Annotated in this window: 18 protein-coding genes; 16 read left to right on the top strand and 2 right to left on the bottom strand. The window is 34.8% G+C overall.

From position 1 onward, the window contains the following. Window positions 1-48: 48 nt before the first annotated feature. The 6 genes from ACFSO7_RS18155 to ACFSO7_RS18130 all read left to right on the top strand — a co-directional run bounded on the left by ACFSO7_RS18155 (window position 49) and on the right by ACFSO7_RS18130 (window position 5360). Window positions 49-681: a CBS domain-containing protein gene (locus tag ACFSO7_RS18155; RefSeq protein WP_377878777.1), complete on the top strand. Its 633-nt coding sequence runs from the start codon at window positions 49-51 to the stop codon at window positions 679-681. A 57-nt stretch (window positions 682-738) separates the two neighbouring features. Further along, window positions 739-1107 carry a hypothetical protein gene (locus tag ACFSO7_RS18150; protein WP_377878776.1) on the top strand — a complete coding sequence of 123 codons (369 nt, stop codon included), beginning with the start codon at window positions 739-741 and terminating at the stop codon, window positions 1105-1107. A 31-nt stretch (window positions 1108-1138) separates the two neighbouring features. After that, window positions 1139-1903, top strand: coding sequence for a metallophosphoesterase (locus tag ACFSO7_RS18145; protein ID WP_377878775.1), 765 nt, complete (start codon window positions 1139-1141; stop codon window positions 1901-1903). Between the two features lie 165 nt (window positions 1904-2068). After that, a complete protein-coding gene (locus tag ACFSO7_RS18140) occupies window positions 2069-2653 on the top strand; it encodes an adaptor protein MecA (protein WP_377878773.1) in 585 nt (194 codons plus the stop codon). A gap of 183 nt (window positions 2654-2836) precedes the next feature. Beyond that, a complete protein-coding gene (locus ACFSO7_RS18135; protein ID WP_377878771.1) occupies window positions 2837-4114 on the top strand; it encodes a Glu/Leu/Phe/Val family dehydrogenase in 1278 nt (425 codons plus the stop codon). Between the two features lie 274 nt (window positions 4115-4388). Continuing rightward, window positions 4389-5360, top strand: coding sequence for a YpdA family putative bacillithiol disulfide reductase (locus ACFSO7_RS18130; RefSeq protein ID WP_377878770.1), 972 nt, complete (start codon window positions 4389-4391; stop codon window positions 5358-5360). A gap of 12 nt (window positions 5361-5372) precedes the next feature. Here ACFSO7_RS18130 and ACFSO7_RS18125 read toward each other — a convergent pair whose 3' ends face one another. Further along, window positions 5373-6347: an asparaginase gene (locus ACFSO7_RS18125; RefSeq protein WP_377878769.1), complete on the bottom strand. Its 975-nt coding sequence runs from the start codon at window positions 6345-6347 to the stop codon at window positions 5373-5375. Window positions 6348-6458: 111 nt separating this feature from the next. Between ACFSO7_RS18125 and prsW the strand changes: the two genes are divergently transcribed. The 9 genes from prsW to fni all read left to right on the top strand — a co-directional run bounded on the left by prsW (window position 6459) and on the right by fni (window position 14705). Further along, window positions 6459-7148 carry a glutamic-type intramembrane protease PrsW gene (prsW, locus tag ACFSO7_RS18120; RefSeq protein WP_377878768.1) on the top strand — a complete coding sequence of 230 codons (690 nt, stop codon included), beginning with the start codon at window positions 6459-6461 and terminating at the stop codon, window positions 7146-7148. Window positions 7149-7298: 150 nt separating this feature from the next. Beyond that, complete coding sequence (gene sleB / locus ACFSO7_RS18115) at window positions 7299-8102, top strand: spore cortex-lytic enzyme (RefSeq protein ID WP_377879472.1); 804 nt, start codon at window positions 7299-7301, stop codon at window positions 8100-8102. A gap of 14 nt (window positions 8103-8116) precedes the next feature. Beyond that, on the top strand, window positions 8117-9466 hold the full coding sequence (gene ypeB, locus ACFSO7_RS18110; RefSeq protein ID WP_377878767.1) for a germination protein YpeB: 1350 nt from the start codon (window positions 8117-8119) through the stop codon (window positions 9464-9466). A gap of 177 nt (window positions 9467-9643) precedes the next feature. Then, the gene (locus ACFSO7_RS18105) at window positions 9644-10303 is read left to right on the top strand and encodes a flagellar brake protein (protein ID WP_377878766.1); all 660 of its coding nucleotides are present in this window, start codon (window positions 9644-9646) and stop codon (window positions 10301-10303) included. A 59-nt stretch (window positions 10304-10362) separates the two neighbouring features. Further along, entirely contained in the window at window positions 10363-10542 is a 180-nt protein-coding gene (locus ACFSO7_RS18100; RefSeq protein ID WP_377878764.1) for a YpfB family protein, read from the top strand. Between the two features lie 566 nt (window positions 10543-11108). Beyond that, window positions 11109-11789 (top strand): (d)CMP kinase, encoded by a 681-nt coding sequence (gene cmk / locus ACFSO7_RS18095; protein ID WP_377878763.1) that lies wholly within the window; start codon window positions 11109-11111, stop codon window positions 11787-11789. Further along, entirely contained in the window at window positions 11786-12370 is a 585-nt protein-coding gene (locus ACFSO7_RS18090) for a lysophospholipid acyltransferase family protein (RefSeq protein ID WP_377878761.1), read from the top strand. The genes cmk and ACFSO7_RS18090 overlap by 4 nt, the downstream gene beginning before the upstream one ends. 130 nt (window positions 12371-12500) lie before the next feature. Next, window positions 12501-13640, top strand: a complete 1140-nt coding sequence (rpsA, locus tag ACFSO7_RS18085; protein ID WP_377878760.1) for a 30S ribosomal protein S1 — start codon at window positions 12501-12503, stop codon at window positions 13638-13640. A 12-nt stretch (window positions 13641-13652) separates the two neighbouring features. Next, entirely contained in the window at window positions 13653-14705 is a 1053-nt protein-coding gene (fni, locus tag ACFSO7_RS18080) for a type 2 isopentenyl-diphosphate Delta-isomerase (RefSeq protein WP_377878759.1), read from the top strand. Between the two features lie 38 nt (window positions 14706-14743). Here the strand turns inward: fni and ACFSO7_RS18075 are convergent, their stop codons facing one another. Continuing rightward, window positions 14744-14881, bottom strand: a complete 138-nt coding sequence (locus ACFSO7_RS18075) for a YpzI family protein (RefSeq protein ID WP_377878758.1) — start codon at window positions 14879-14881, stop codon at window positions 14744-14746. Window positions 14882-14985: 104 nt separating this feature from the next. Between ACFSO7_RS18075 and ACFSO7_RS18070 the strand changes: the two genes are divergently transcribed. Further along, window positions 14986-15597, top strand: a complete 612-nt coding sequence (locus ACFSO7_RS18070; protein WP_377878757.1) for a YphA family membrane protein — start codon at window positions 14986-14988, stop codon at window positions 15595-15597. Window positions 15598-15704 lie beyond the last annotated feature (107 nt).

Genomic DNA, 15704 nt, shown 5'->3' with positions numbered 1-15704 from the left:
GATTGGAGAATATATTAAGTGGGTGAAATTATAAAGAGGTGATGAGAAATGTTTGTTAAAAGTATTATGTTACCTAAGCATTATTGTGCAACCATTCAAGAAAATGAATCGGTAAAAAGTGCTCTTTCTAAATTAGAGGAACGTTCGATTGATGGTTTACCTGTTCTTAATGGTGAGCAATACGCTGGAGTGATTACAAGATTTGGCATTTACGAAAAATTCTTTACTTCTGGTCAAACAAAAGGCGATTTTCTTGAAACTACATTGGTAAAAGATATTGCCAAGAATCAGGATAAGTATTTAGAGGGTAATGAAATCTTTGAAAGAACATTAGTTGATTTGAAAGATTTCCCTCTGTTAGCTGTCGTAGGTGAGAATAATAAATTCCTAGGTATTGTTACTAGATTTGATGTTTTAGAACAATTCCAAAGTGCTTTTGGAATGAATAGACCAGGAGTTAGAATTGCTTTCACTTCAGTTGAGACAGAAGGACGTATCGCACGTTTAGCTGAAATAGCCCACCATTTCCATGAACATATTATCTCTTTAGTTACTTTTGATGAAACCGATAAGCTTGTACGTAGAATTGTTATGAAAGTGGAAAAGAAAGATAATCTCGATAAGTTTGTGAAGAAGCTAGAGGAGTCTGGCTTTAGAATTTTAAATATTGACGAAATATAATTGGAAAATGAAATGAAACAAAATCCCTTTCATACATTGGTATGGGAGGGGTTTTTTATGAAGAATATTCTCTTTTTTTTAATAGCAATTATTAGCTGTTATTTGTTTGAAAGTTGGGTATCCGTTCCTAAGCCATTTAGTTTAACTGCTGTCATTTTACTTGTTGTCTTTAATCCGATAAAAATATTTGCCGCAGCTTGTGCTTTTTTTATTGGCTTTATTAATGGCGGAGTGTTTATACGGAATCGAATTATTATGATAAAGAGGATTATAAATCGAAAAGATAGGATAATCCCTGAATTAATTTATTTTACATTATTTATTTCTACCTTTTATTTTTTAAGTAAACTTGGATTTTGGCAAACCACACTGTTTTTCAGTTTTGCTTTATTGTATGGTATGATGACAATTGAAAAAAACATATAAATAGGCAGTAAATATTTCTGAGGAGGAACGAATGGAGTATATTATAATAGTTATTTTCATCCTCATTTGTTTTTTATTATATATGGTGAAAGAGGCTTTTCGAAATGAAGTCTTGATTAATGAATTATGTTTCCCTGATTTTCCAGATACGTTCGGAGAGATAAAAATCTTTTTTATTTCAGACATTCATCGAAGGAAAATTTCAAAGAAAATTATTACGGATGTGAAAGGGAAAGTAGATTTAGTCATTATTGGGGGAGACTTAGCAGAAAAAGGAGTACCGTTAGAACAAGTAAAAAATAACCTAGAGCTTCTGAAAGAATTGGGTCCGGTCTACTTTGTTTGGGGAAATAATGATTATGAAGTCGATTATCATGAGTTAGATGCTCTCTTATTATCAAGTAATGTTAAAATTCTTGACAACACCGCTGTAAAATTTGAATCCCGTGCTGGAGAATTGTTTGTTCTCTTAGGTGTTGATGACATGAATGGCAATCGGGACCGAATTGAATATGCTTTAAAGGACGCTGGTGATGAAGGATTCAGAATTTTAGTTTCTCATAATCCAAGAATCAGTTCGAAAATACAAAGTGCCCATAATATTAGATTTGTTTTATCAGGGCATACACATGGTGGACAAATACATATTTTAGGGTTTAGCCCATATGAAAAAGGAACAATAAAAAAATTAAATCATACAACCCAATTAATAAGCAATGGTTACGGTACTACATCTCTTCCTTTGAGATTAGGGGCAAAGGCTGAGACTCATTTAATTATTCTGAAAAAAGGATAATGTATGATAAATTAGATTGTCAGTTCACCTTATTTATCTGGAAAAACAAATCACCTTCCTGCTTGATATACATACACTGTTTATAAGAATAGCGATGATGATTGATGATCGCGCAATTAGGAAAAACAAACGGTGAATAGTTATGTCATAGCAGGAGGAAAAAGCATGCGCTTAGAGCGGATTACATTAAATAAAATTAAAGTTTCTCTTAGTTCGGATGATCTTTTTCATCGAGGAATATCAAATGATGATATTTGGAAAGACTCAAATAAATGGCAACAGCTATTTCATGAAATGGTGGATGAGGCTTCGGATGAATTCGGTGTTGACATACGAGGTCAGGTAGCTGTAGAGGTGTTTTCACTACAAACCCAAGGGATGATTATGATACTGACGATGGAAGAGGAATTTGTGGATGAAGAAGACTTCCAGTCAGATGGATTCATCGAAATGCAAGTGACAGTAGGTGGATGTGAGGACTGCTTATTTGAATTTAAAGATTTTGAAGATATTGTTCAATTGGCAAAAAGGTTAGCAGACTTAAATATTTTCGAAGGAAAATTATTTTATAAGGATAATAAGTATTACTTACTTTACGACTCCACTAATCAAAGTATGATAGAAAAAATTGCATGTATACTTTCAGAATACGGTAATCCATCATTAGTAAGTTCCCATATTTTAGATGAATATGGTACGGTTATTATTGATCATAAAGCAATCGAAAAAATTAATAAATATTTTAAATAATATTTATGAGGTGGCTACCGCCTCTATTTTTTTGTTAAGTTAATATTTTTGACAACGTTTACATAAAATAATCGAAAAAAGCGGAAAAGTTCACTTTTCATCTTGCATAAAAAAAACAAACGTGTATACTATGTCATGAAAGCGGACAACAACCGTAATAGTGTTTTTAGGAGGGTTTACAAAATGGTAGCCGACAAGGGTACTGAGAATAAACATATGGAAGACAAACATGACGTTTTAAAGTCAACTCAAACTGTGATCCACAAGGCTTTAGAAAAGCTTGGATATTCTGAAGAAGTGTATGAGCTTTTAAAAGAGCCAATTCGCATGATGACGGTGAAGATTCCGGTGCGAATGGATGACGGGACTGTCAAAGTCTTTACAGGCTATCGTGCTCAGCATAATGATGCTGTAGGTCCTACTAAGGGTGGGATTCGTTTCCATCCAAACGTTACTGAAAAAGAAGTGAAAGCATTATCGATTTGGATGAGCTTGAAATGTGGAATTGTTGATTTGCCATATGGTGGCGGTAAAGGTGGTATTATCTGCGATCCACGCGATATGTCTTTTCGTGAACTGGAGAGATTGAGCCGAGGGTATGTGCGTGCTATTAGCCAAATTGTCGGACCTACTAAAGATATACCTGCTCCTGATGTATTTACAAATTCTCAAATCATGGCATGGATGATGGATGAATATAGTCGTATAGATGAATTTAATTCTCCGGGCTTTATTACTGGAAAACCTATTGTTCTTGGTGGATCACATGGACGTGAATCAGCTACAGCTAAAGGGGTAACTATTTGTATTCACGAGGCTGCTAAAAAAAGAGGTATTCAATTAAAAGGCGCACGTGTCGTAGTTCAAGGCTTTGGAAATGCTGGAAGTTATTTATCAAAGTTTATGCATGATGCTGGTGCCAAAGTCGTTGGAATTTCCGATGCATTTGGTGCGTTATATGATCCGAATGGTCTTGATATCGATTATTTACTTGATCGTCGTGATAGTTTTGGAACAGTAACAAAATTATTTGATAATACCATTACGAATAAAGAACTGTTAGAATTAGATTGCGATATTTTAGTACCAGCAGCAATCGAAAACCAAATTACAGAAGAAAATGCTCATAATATTCGTGCAAGCATTGTAGTAGAAGCAGCGAATGGACCTACTACTCTAGAGGCGACACAAATTTTGACTGAGCGTGGGATTCTTCTTGTACCAGACGTTTTAGCATCTGCAGGCGGTGTAACGGTTTCATACTTTGAATGGGTACAAAATAACCAAGGATATTATTGGTCGGAAGAAGAAGTAGAAGAAAAACTTGAAAAAGTAATGGTTAAATCCTTTAATAATATTTACGATACTGCCCAAACCCGTCGTATAGATATGCGACTAGCGGCATATATGGTGGGAGTACGTAAAATGGCGGAAGCAAGCCGTTATAGAGGTTGGATTTAATATTTGAAATAAGACACTAAATCTCCTATCATTAGATAGGGGATTTTTTTTGTAGGTAAGAATGTATAACTTTTTTGATTTTCGAAAAATGTCCAGCGCAAGCGTCCTAGCCCCGAAGTACAGTATCGACAATGCGACAGGACGTCGCGCCATTGTCGACCTCAAGGTCAAATGTTTACCACACAAAAAGTCATAGAAAGACATTCTGGGTGGTGAAGCATTTGCATGTCGGGGCTAATCAAGGCGCTTTTCGTTTTTCTAATGTAAGGAGGAAATGAGCTTGGAAGATGTCATCATTGTTGGTGGGGGGCCATGTGGTTTAGCGGCGGCCATTGCATTAAAGGAAAAAGGTAAAAATCCTTTAATTCTTGAAAAAGGAAATATTGTGAATGCTATTTATCAATACCCTACACATCAAACATTTTTTAGTACAAGTGAAAAGCTGGAAATCGGGAATATGCCATTTGTCACAGAGGACTATAAACCTAAAAGAAATCAAGCTTTAGTATATTATCGCGAAGTTGCTAAGAGAAAACAATTACGAATACATTCATTTGAAAAAGTGTTAAATGTTATAAAGAGTGAAGATTATTTTTTAATAGAATCAGAAAAATCAATTTATAAAACTAAATATGTCATCATTGCGACAGGATATTATGACCATCCTAATTATTTGAAAATTAAAGGGGAAGACTTGCCAAAGGTCTCTCATTATTTTAAAGAAGCACATCCTTATTTTGACTTAGATATATGTGTTATTGGAGGCAAAAATTCAAGTGTTGATGCCACATTAGAATTAGTGAAAGCTGGAGCAAGAGTGACTGTCCTTTATCGTGGGAAGGAATATTCGCCAAGTGTAAAACCGTGGATTTTGCCTGAATTTGATTCTTTAATAAAAAATGGAATTGTAAAAATGGAATACAATGCGCATTTACAGGAAATTAATGGAAATGAAGTAGTGTATTTGCAAAATGGTGATGTGAAAAGGATAAAGAATGATTTCGTATTCGCGATGACAGGCTACCATCCTGATCATGATTTTTTGAAACGAATAGGTATCCAGATTGACAGTGAGACGGGAAGACCATTTTTTAATGAGGAAACAATGGAAACCAACATAAATGGAGCTTATATTGCTGGTGTAATTGCCGCTGGAAATAATGCAAACGAAATTTTTATTGAAAATGGTCGATTTCACGGAGATCTCATCGCACAATCTATAATATCAAAAGAAAATCAGGGATAAGTATCCCTGATTTTAATGTTGAAAGATAGTCTCTACTTCTTTCATATCTGATGTATAAGAAAGGGCAATAAGTAATTTTAATCTAGCTTTTTGTCCATTTAGCCCATTTGAGAAAATGACACCTAGATCTTTTAATTGCTTTCCACCACCTTCGTAACTATATATGTCTTGAACAATCCCATTAAAGCAACGTGAAACAAGGACAACAGAAATTTTATTTTCAATCAGTTTCTTTATTCCCTCAACTGTAGCGGGAGGTAAATTACCTTGTCCAAGTGCTTCAATAACAACGCCATCATATTGCAAATTACTAATGGCTAATAGGAGTGTTGAATCCATTCCTGCATAGGCTTTGATCAATACTACCTTTTTTGTTATACTCGTAATTTCATAACATTCATTATTAGTAGGGGCATGATGGAAAACGATTCCTCTTTTCGTAATGATTCCAATAGGTCCATATTGTGGACTTTGAAAAGTGGATACATTACTAGTGTGGGTTTTTGTTACATTTTTTGCAGTATGAATTTCATCATTTAAAACGACAAGAACACCTTTACCTTTCGCTTCTTCATTACTTGCTACTCGGATTGACTCCATTAAATTATACAATCCATCAGACCCGATTTCATTACTTGATCGCATGGCTCCAGTAACTACAATAGGTATATCTAAACGAACAGTTAAATCTAAGAAATAGGCTGTTTCCTCAAGTGTGTCTGTTCCATGAGTAATGACTACACCATCAATCTGATTTTGCTGAAAGTGTTTTTCAATTAAATCTTTTAATTGAAGCATTTCACTCGATGTAATATGTGGTGAGGGAAGATTGAATGGTTCCTCGACGATTACATTTGCTAAATCCGTTAATGAGTTAGTTTTGTCTAAAAGTGGATTGTGTTCTCCAGGTTTCACTGCTCCAGTAATGGAATCCTCACTCATGGAAATCGTTCCACCTGTATGAATAATTAATATCGTTTTTTTCATAATTTCCTCCGTCTTTAAAACTCTTTAATGAAAGTAAAATCAATGATCATTATTTTCTTTCTTCCTATTACATGATACGATTAATAAAACAGATTGAAAAGAGGGTCGCCCATGTTAGCGATTTTATCTGCTGGGGTTGCACCCGGCTTGGCATTATTAAGCTATTTTTATCTGAAAGATGAATATGAAACAGAGCCAGTTTCATTTGTTTTTAAAACATTTATTTTTGGTGCACTTCTTGTTTTTCCATTAATGTTTATTCAATATGTATTTAAGACTGAGATGGTTTTTCAATCCACTTTATTGAATGCATTTATAACTTCAAGTTTATTAGAGGAGTTTTTCAAGTGGTTTATCCTTTTTTATACCGTTTATAAACATGTATCGTTTGATGAACCTTATGATGGGATTGTTTACGGTGCTGCCGTTTCATTAGGATTTGCTACAGTTGAAAATATCCTTTATTTAGTTGCAAATGGATTTGAGCATGCGATTGGAAGAGCTTTACTTCCAGTGTCAAGTCATGCCTTGTTTGGAGTGATTATGGGCTATTATTTAGGAAAAGGAAAATTTTCACTTGTGAGTAACAGAAAATGGATTTACCTTTCATTACTATTACCGTTCTTTCTACATGGAACTTATGATTTTATCCTACTCTCACTAAAAAATTGGGTTTCCTATATGGTTCCATTCATGATTTTTTTATGGTGGTTAGGCTTAAGAAAAGTAAAAAAAGCTAGAATATTATCTACTAAGCATCTTGAAAACAAATTAAAAATTCAAAAGACTCTTCCCTTTTAAATGTATAAGGGGAGAGTCTTTATTCTTTATACAACCAAAGTTTACCTCTATCATGAATAAAATCCCATTCCAAACAAAAAATAGGATTAATGTTTATTCATCTTATAATTGGAGGGTAGTTCCATGAAGAGGAAGTTTTTCCGATTTTTAATGATCACTATTGTATTGATTCTAAGTTTCCCGTTTGGAGGAAGTTTAAAGGCAGGTGCTTTTTCAAATCAAATCATTCAACAAGGAGCTGTTGGTGATGATGTGATTGAGCTCCAGGCGAGGTTACAATATATTGGATTCTACAATGGAAAAATTGATGGAGTATTCGGCTGGGGGACATATTGGGCATTACGTAATTTTCAATATGAATTTGGCTTACCAATTGATGGATTGGCTGGTACGGATACTAAAGCAAAGCTCGTAAAAGCTTCTAAATATGATAAAAATTTCGTTAAGCAACAAATGAATCAAGGAAATGATTTTACTCACTATGGCGGGTTTTCGAACAAAAATCAGGCAAAAAGTAATAAAGCAGCGCCGAAAAAGAGTACAACTCCAACTGCGAACAAACAATCAAAGCCTTCTGCGGCAAACGTTCCAAGCGGCTATTCTCAAAATGATATTCAATTAATGGCGAATGCAGTCTATGGAGAAGCAAGAGGCGAATCATATGAAGGACAAGTAGCTGTTGCGGCTGTTATTTTAAATCGAGTTCAAAGTGCAACCTTTCCTAATACCGTTTCTGGAGTTATTTTTGAACCTGGTGCATTTACAGCAGTAGCTGATGGTCAAATCTGGTTAACACCGAATGAAAAGGCAAAAAAAGCAGTTTTAGATGCAATGAATGGCTGGGATCCTACTGGTGAAGCACTATATTATTTTAACCCAGATACAGCGACAAGTGCTTGGATTTGGGGACGACCGCAAATTAAGAGAATTGGCAAACATATTTTTTGTAAATAAAGGGGTGAAGAAAATTGCTTAGAGGAATCTTGATTGCCGTATTATCCTTAGGAGTCGCAGGAACTGCTTTCTGGGGTTATCAAGAACATCGTGAAAAAAATGCTGTCCTGTTAAATGCAGAAAATAATTATCAAAGAGCGTTTCATGATTTATCCTACCAGATAGATTTATTAAATGATAAAATTGGAACCACTTTGGCAATGAATTCTCGGAAATCATTATCCCCTGCTTTAGTGGAAGTATGGAGAATAACTTCTGAGGCACATGGGGATGTTGGCCAATTGCCTTTGACCTTATTACCATTTAATAAAACTGAGGAATTTTTGGCCAAAATAGGAGATTTTAGCTACCGAACAGCTGTAAGAGATCTTGATAAAGAGCCACTGAATGACAAGGAGTATGCAGCACTTAAAACTCTGTATAAACAATCAGCTGATATTCAAAAAGAATTAAGGAAAGTCCAGCATCTTGTTTTGGAGAAAAACTTACGTTGGATGGATGTTGAGCTTGCCTTAGCAACACAAAAGGAATCTGTCGATAATACAATCATTGATGGATTTAAAACGGTTGAGAAAACTGTATCTGAATATGATGAAACTGATTTTGGGCCGGCATTTACAAATATGCAGGTAAAGGATGAAAACTATAAAAAACTTAAAGGCCCAAAGATTAATAAAAATGAAGCAGCCAAAATCGCTAAAAAATATTCCGGTTTAAATAATCACGAAAAAATACAAGTGATTGAAAATGGAAAAGGATCAGATTATGGTTTTTATAGTGTATCGATAAAAGACAGTAAATCAGGCTTAGAAGCGAATATGGATATTACCAAAGTGGGAGGATACCCAATTTGGTATATTCTATCGAGGGATGTAAAAACACAAAAAATCAGTCTAAATCAAGCTTCACAGGATGCAATAAAATTTTTGAAAGATAATGGTTTTGAGGATTTAGATTTGTTTGAAAGTTCCCAATATGATCATATTGGAGTATTTACCTTTGTAGGTAAACAAAAAGATGTACGTATTTATCCAGATGCGATTAAGGTAAAGGTAGCCTTAGATAACGGAAAAATTATCGGACTTTCAGCAAGTGATTATTTGAAATCCCACTATACAAGGGAAATACCTGCTCCTTCTTTATCAGAGAAAGAGGCTCGAACGAAAATAAATCCTAACTTAAAAATTCAAGAAACACGATTGGCGGTTATTTTAAATGATATTAACCAAGAAGTATTGTGCCATGAATTTTTAGGAACATTAGGAGACGATACGTATCGTATCTATGTAAATGCTGAAACGGGAATGGAAGAAAAAGTTGAGAAATTACGTAATGCAGAACCTGTATATGAAGATGTACTTTAAAGGAAAAGCATTTTTGCTTTTCCTTTTTCTTTATTAGCAAGTTAGTACAATTTTACCATTTGTTAAAAAATGTTTCTTTGCAGTTCTGGTAATACGTGGCATAATAAGGAAAGATAATACGAAAGTAATCTATTTGATTTTTACTTTTTTAGGTAATTTAGAGAAAGAGTGATTGGTATGATAAGTATTGGGGACGTTCTTACTCTTGAGCCCAAATATTCTAATTCATTTGAAAGATATAAATGTAAATTAGTTGAACAAAAAGGTAATGATTTATATATTGATTATCCTGTTAATTTAAAAACGAATCGCACAGCATTTCTATTAGATGGGACACAGTTGAAAGTTTCATTTGTTGGTGAGGATGGTTCTGTATATGTTTTTGAAACAGAAGTGAAGGGTAGAACGAAACAAAATATTCCCATGTTAATCTTAACTTTTCCTGGTAAGGAACATTTAATTAAAATTCAACGTCGGCAATTTGTAAGAGTAGAGACACCAACAGATATTGCCATTCATCCGACAAATTCGGAATTTCTCCCTTTTACGACCATAACTGAAGATATTAGTGCAGGAGGGGCGGCTATCCTAGTTCCACATGAACTAAATATAAAAGAAGGAATGGTTATTGAAACTTGGTTTGTCTTACCTATGCAAAACGGAGAATATCATTATTTAAAACTATTATGTAATGTTGTTCGTGTCATTCCTAGAAATGAGACTAGAAAAATGATATCGCTTCAATTTCTTGATTTATCAAGTAATGAGCGTCAATATTTTTTAAGGTTTAGTTTTGAACGGCAATTAGCGATGAAGAAAAAAGGCATCACATATTAAAAGAATAAATAACCCGTATTTTCTCCATAATAGATATAAAATTAAAATTATGGAGCGGTATGATGAAAAATTTTGAACGAATTTTGATCAAGGTTATTATTGTCCAGTTTCTTTTCCTAATAATAACCCAAATAGTTTTCCATCATTTTAATGCATTTCCTGAACTTAAAGAAATCATTCAATATGAAGGAGTAAACAACGAGAATTATTCAGAAATATTAGAAACACTAGGCAGGTGACTTCACCTGTCTTTTTACTTGGCTCTTTTCATAAAAATTGTTGTTTCAGACTATAAAATTGATCCGTTGATTTCTGCTGCATGCACTTGCTTTCCGCGGGGAGGGATGGGAGCCTCCTCGGCTTGCGCCTGCGGGGTCTCCCACTTCCCTCTATTTCCCGCAGGAGTCAAGTGCCCTCCGCTACAATAAACTCAGATAATTAAAGTTAAATTTCACTAAAAAGCAACAAATTTTGTATAAACGGCCTTTTGAAAAAAGTTTTGAAAACGCAATCTAATGATATAGAGGTTGATTGGAACGGAAGGTGCGAGACTCCTGCGGGAGCAGCGGGACAGGTGAGACCCCGCATGAGCCGTGCTACGAGGAGGCTCACCGCTCGCCCCGCGGAAAGCGAGCGAGCAACCTGCAGTGGAAATCAACCACTCTACTTGTTCAAGTACAACAAAATTCACGAGAACAGCCTTTTTCTTTTATGAAATCATCAAAATGAAGTAAGATTTTTGTTTTATATGATAAAATAAGAGATAGGTGAAATTGAATAATCTGTTTTGAATTTGGGAGGAAATATGACTAAAAAAATATCGATTGCAATTGACGGGCCTGCTGCTGCTGGTAAAAGTACAGTAGCTAAAATCGTAGCAGAAAAATTTTCCTATATCTATATAGACACGGGTGCTATGTATAGGTCTATTACATATAAAGCTCAAGTTAATGGAATCAAATTAGAAGATGAAACCGCACTATTCTCTTTACTTCAAAATACAAAAATTGAGTTATTTCCAAGTCCAAATGGACAACTAGTCGTTCTAGATGGAAAAAATGTATCTGAAGAGATACGATCATCAGAGGTAACGAACGCTGTTTCCAATGTTGCCATCCATAAACTAATCCGTGAAGAAATGGTCAAACGCCAGCAAGAGTTTGCTATTAACGGTGGTGTAGTCATGGATGGAAGAGATATCGGTACCTTTGTTTTACCACATGCAGAGGTTAAGGTATTTCTTTTAGCAAGTGTTGATGAGCGGGCACAAAGGCGACATCAAGAAAATCTTAAAAAAGGATACCCCTCTGATTTAGAGAATTTAAAAAGGGAGATCTCAACTCGAGATAAAATTGATTCTGAAAGGGAAATCGCTCCATTACGAAAAGCTGATGACGCGATTGAAATAGACACAACATCTTTAACCATTAATGAAGTTGTTGATAAAATCGTCCATTTAGCATTAGAAAGGATCGAAATACGATGACCATGTATTCTTTTGCTCGATCCGTTGTCAGCGCAGTATTTAAACCATTATATCGAATAGAAATAATAGGTTTAGAAAACTTTCCAAAAGAAGGTGGTGTACTTTTATGCACCAACCATATTAATAATTTTGATCCGCCAGTAGTTGGAATTACTGCTCCGAGACCTGTACATTTTATGGCAAAGGACGAACTCTTCAAGGTCCCCATTCTAGGGAAATTGGTTCCTCATTTAAATGCCTTTCCTGTTAAACGAGGTATGAGTGATCGGGAGGCATTAAGAAAGGGTTTAAATATTTTAAAAGAAGGGAAAGTTTTCGGACTTTTTCCAGAAGGAACGAGAAGTAAGGATGGCGAATTAGGTAAAGGATTAGCTGGTGCAGGTTTTTTTGCATTAAGGACAGAAGCAAAAATTGTTCCATGCGCCATTATTGGTCCATATAAAGCTTTTCAAAAATTAAAAGTAGTGTATGGAAAACCGATCCCAATGGATGAACTTAGAATGGCAAAAGCATCAGCAGATGAAACTACGGATGTAATTATGAATGCAATAAAACAATTAATAATGGAGCACAGGAAATAAGGATTCAATTGCTTGACAAAAGGCTCCTTTTATAAGAAGTTAGTAAAAAGGAGTTTTTTAAAAATTCTTATATTAGCAACTCAATTTATATAAATTAAACAAAAAAGGTAATGGATAGGGAGGATTACATATGACTGAAGATTTAAATCAAGTTGAAGTAAGAGAATTTCAAGTTGGCGACAAAGTGAAGGGACAAGTTACTAAGGTTGAGGAAAAACAAGTCATTGTAAACATTGAAAATAGTAAGCTAGATGGAATTATTCCAATTAGCGAGTTATCGAGTTTACATGTGGAAAAAGCCTCAGATGTTGTTACCGAAAATGAGGAATTAGATCTTGAAGTAATTAAGGTGGAGGAAGACGCACTAATCCTTTCAAAAAGAAGAATAGATGCTGAAAAAGCATGGGAGGATTTAGCACAAAAATTTGAAACAGGAGCTATTTTTGAGGCACAAGTGAAAGATGTCGTAAAAGGTGGTCTTGTTGTAGATTTAGGTGTACGTGGGTTTGTCCCGGCTTCTTTAGTAGAAGCACATTTTGTTGAAGATTTCTCTGAATACATGGATTTAACTTTATCGTTTAAAATTGTAGAACTAGATAAAGAAAAAAATCGATTAATCCTTTCTCATCGTGCAGTAATCGAGCAAGAAAAGGGTCAGCAAAAAAAGGCGATATTGGATTCCATCCAATCAGGAAAAGTGTTGGAAGGCACTGTTCAACGTATAACTGATTTTGGCGTTTTTGTAGATATTGGAGGAATTGATGGTTTAGTTCACATTTCCCAACTTTCACATCAACATGTTGATAAACCGAGTGAAATCGTAGAAGAAGGCCAAAAAGTAACAGTAAAGGTACTAAGTGTGGACCGTGACAATGAACGAATTTCTCTATCTATTAAAGAGACTCAACCTGGACCTTGGACCAATATGAATGATAATGCACCAAAAGGTAGCGTTTTAGAGGGGAAAGTTCGAAGACTTGTGTCATATGGTGCTTTTGTTGAAGTATTTCCGGGTGTGGAAGGACTTGTCCATATCTCGCAAATTTCTCATAAACACATCGCTACTCCATTTGAAGTATTAAAAGAAGGTCAGATTGTTAAAGTAAAAGTATTAGATGTGAATGAGGCTGATCAACGCATTTCATTAAGTATGAAAGAGCTTGAAGAAAAGTTCGAAGAAGAGTATGAAAAGTATGAACTTCCAGAAGAAACAAAAGGTTTCCAATTAGGAGAAGTCATTGGAGATATGTTGAAAAATTTGAAAAATTAATATGGTGATAAAATGACTAGAGCCAAAAGAAAATGGGAACATATCCAGTATGCATTACAAGACTTAAAGCAAAATAACAGCTCTGGATTTAACGATGTAACTTTTGTTCATCAAAGTCTACCAAATCTGGCATTAGTAGAAATTAGTTTAAAACATTTTATAGGCGAACTTCCGTTAAGTTCGCCTATTTTTATCAATGCTATGACTGGAGGTGGAGGAGAACAGACCACTCGAATTAACGGTCAACTAGCGATAATTGCAAATGAATTAGGAATGGCGATGGCTGTTGGATCACAAATGTCAGCGTTAAAGGATCCAGTTGAAAAGGGAAGCTACGAAATTGTTCGAAAAGAAAATCCGACTGGGATTATATTTGCAAACTTGGGTAGTGAAGCAAGTGTAGAACAAGCAAAAATGGCCGTCGAAATGATTGCGGCAAATGCGTTGCAAATTCATTTAAATGTCGTGCAAGAAATTACGATGCCAGAGGGTGATCGAGATTTTCGTGGTGCGCTAAAACGAATTGAAAATATTGTTCATCAAATAAATGTCCCTGTAATTATTAAAGAAGTCGGTTTTGGAATGTCGAAAGAAACTGTAGAAAAATTATTTTCGATTGGAGTCACGGCAGTAGATGTTGGTGGATACGGGGGTACGAATTTTGCTTTCATTGAAAACGCTCGCCGAATGGAAGAATTAACCTTTTTTAATGATTGGGGAATTCCTACTGCTATTTCAATAGTAGAAGCGAAAAGTGCTTGCCCTTCATGTTCAATTATTTCTTCCGGCGGAATAAAGCAAAGTTTAGATATTGTTAAATCTATTGCTCTCGGTGCTGACGCAGTGGGACTAGCGGGCTTTTTCTTAAAGCCATTAATTGAAAATGGACTTGAAGATACGATCCAGAAAGCAAGGAAATTAGAAGAAGAGATTCGTTATATGATGCTTGCACTAGGTGTAAGGAGCATTAAAGAATTACAAAATGTCCCCCTTGTTATATCAGGAAATGTCCATCACTGGTTAAAAGAAAGAGGAATCAATACACAAAAATATAGTCAACGATAGAAAAGAGCTCCCTACTAAATAGAGAGCTCTTTTCGAATTTATTTACCATCATTAAGCTTTCTAGCTTCTTCAGGACTAGATAATTTAGTTGCCCCATCAAAATGCAGTGCTTGATCACGGTCCGATTCAACTCTTCTGCTTTGCTTTAATTTCTTCTCCTGCCGATCCTTTCCCATCATAACACCTCCCTACTGTTTAAGATGATGAATTTCCAATAAAATATACAATTCGAGATTAAATTGCCTTATATTTTCCCATAATGGAGATAAGGAGGGATGATATGGAAGGACTCTATTTTTATGGGTTTTGCTGGACCGTTTGGATAATTACTACCTTTTTAGCAAATAAAAATAATCATAATCGTCTCCCATATGCATGCTATATATTAATGATTATTATTTTTTCACCTTATACTTTTACGATTGAAAATTATTCAGTAAGTTATGTAGCGATATTGATCTTATTTTTATGTTTTTTTAAAATTGCCTTATTGCCAGTAAAGAGAAAATGCTATCTGCTAATAAGTTCATTAATTATTGGAATAGGCTTTGTGGCATTTCAACTTTTCGAATTGTTCGATCCAATATGGATTATCTTTAAAAGGGAATGGTTGCTAGGGGGGCTATTAACGTACTTAACTGTTCTCTTACAACAAAAGCTCATTTGGAGAATTATTACTGTCGTAACTGGGTGTATTTATGGGGAATTTATATTTGCGATGATTCTTCACCGATACACTTTCCCATATACAATCGGATCGTTCGTATTTTTAGATGTATGTTCATTCACTATTACAATGCTTATAGGGTGGTCTTGTATAAAGTCTGCAATTGGTTATTTTGAAAACCATATTCAAACCATTACAAGGGGAAGCAAAAAACAACTTAACTAGCTCCTTTTTAAGTTTTATTTGCACTAAAATGCTTTGATTGGTAAGATAGTATAGTTAAACCCTTCTATACTTAGAAGGGTTTATTTAATAATTACGATATTATACAT

This window comes from Bacillus sp. CGMCC 1.16607 (genome assembly GCF_042683745.1).
GTDB lineage: Bacteria > Bacillota > Bacilli > Bacillales > Cytobacillaceae > Pseudoneobacillus.
Note: the sequence above shows the minus strand (reverse complement) of the source record. Positions and strands in the feature narration are given on the sequence as shown.

Coding starts and splice junctions, on each gene's coding strand:
- ACFSO7_RS18155 (WP_377878777.1), top strand. CDS start 49: ATGTTTGTTAAAAGTATTATGTTACCTAAGCATTATTGTGCAACCATT.
- ACFSO7_RS18150 (WP_377878776.1), top strand. CDS start 739: ATGAAGAATATTCTCTTTTTTTTAATAGCAATTATTAGCTGTTATTTG.
- ACFSO7_RS18145 (WP_377878775.1), top strand. CDS start 1,139: ATGGAGTATATTATAATAGTTATTTTCATCCTCATTTGTTTTTTATTA.
- ACFSO7_RS18140 (WP_377878773.1), top strand. CDS start 2,069: ATGCGCTTAGAGCGGATTACATTAAATAAAATTAAAGTTTCTCTTAGT.
- ACFSO7_RS18135 (WP_377878771.1), top strand. CDS start 2,837: ATGGTAGCCGACAAGGGTACTGAGAATAAACATATGGAAGACAAACAT.
- ACFSO7_RS18130 (WP_377878770.1), top strand. CDS start 4,389: ATGAGCTTGGAAGATGTCATCATTGTTGGTGGGGGGCCATGTGGTTTA.
- ACFSO7_RS18125 (WP_377878769.1), bottom strand. CDS start 6,347: ATGAAAAAAACGATATTAATTATTCATACAGGTGGAACGATTTCCATG.
- prsW (WP_377878768.1), top strand. CDS start 6,459: ATGTTAGCGATTTTATCTGCTGGGGTTGCACCCGGCTTGGCATTATTA.
- sleB (WP_377879472.1), top strand. CDS start 7,299: ATGATCACTATTGTATTGATTCTAAGTTTCCCGTTTGGAGGAAGTTTA.
- ACFSO7_RS18105 (WP_377878766.1), top strand. CDS start 9,644: ATGATAAGTATTGGGGACGTTCTTACTCTTGAGCCCAAATATTCTAAT.
- ACFSO7_RS18100 (WP_377878764.1), top strand. CDS start 10,363: ATGATGAAAAATTTTGAACGAATTTTGATCAAGGTTATTATTGTCCAG.
- cmk (WP_377878763.1), top strand. CDS start 11,109: ATGACTAAAAAAATATCGATTGCAATTGACGGGCCTGCTGCTGCTGGT.
- ACFSO7_RS18090 (WP_377878761.1), top strand. CDS start 11,786: ATGACCATGTATTCTTTTGCTCGATCCGTTGTCAGCGCAGTATTTAAA.
- rpsA (WP_377878760.1), top strand. CDS start 12,501: ATGACTGAAGATTTAAATCAAGTTGAAGTAAGAGAATTTCAAGTTGGC.
- fni (WP_377878759.1), top strand. CDS start 13,653: ATGACTAGAGCCAAAAGAAAATGGGAACATATCCAGTATGCATTACAA.
- ACFSO7_RS18075 (WP_377878758.1), bottom strand. CDS start 14,881: ATGGGAAAGGATCGGCAGGAGAAGAAATTAAAGCAAAGCAGAAGAGTT.
- ACFSO7_RS18070 (WP_377878757.1), top strand. CDS start 14,986: ATGGAAGGACTCTATTTTTATGGGTTTTGCTGGACCGTTTGGATAATT.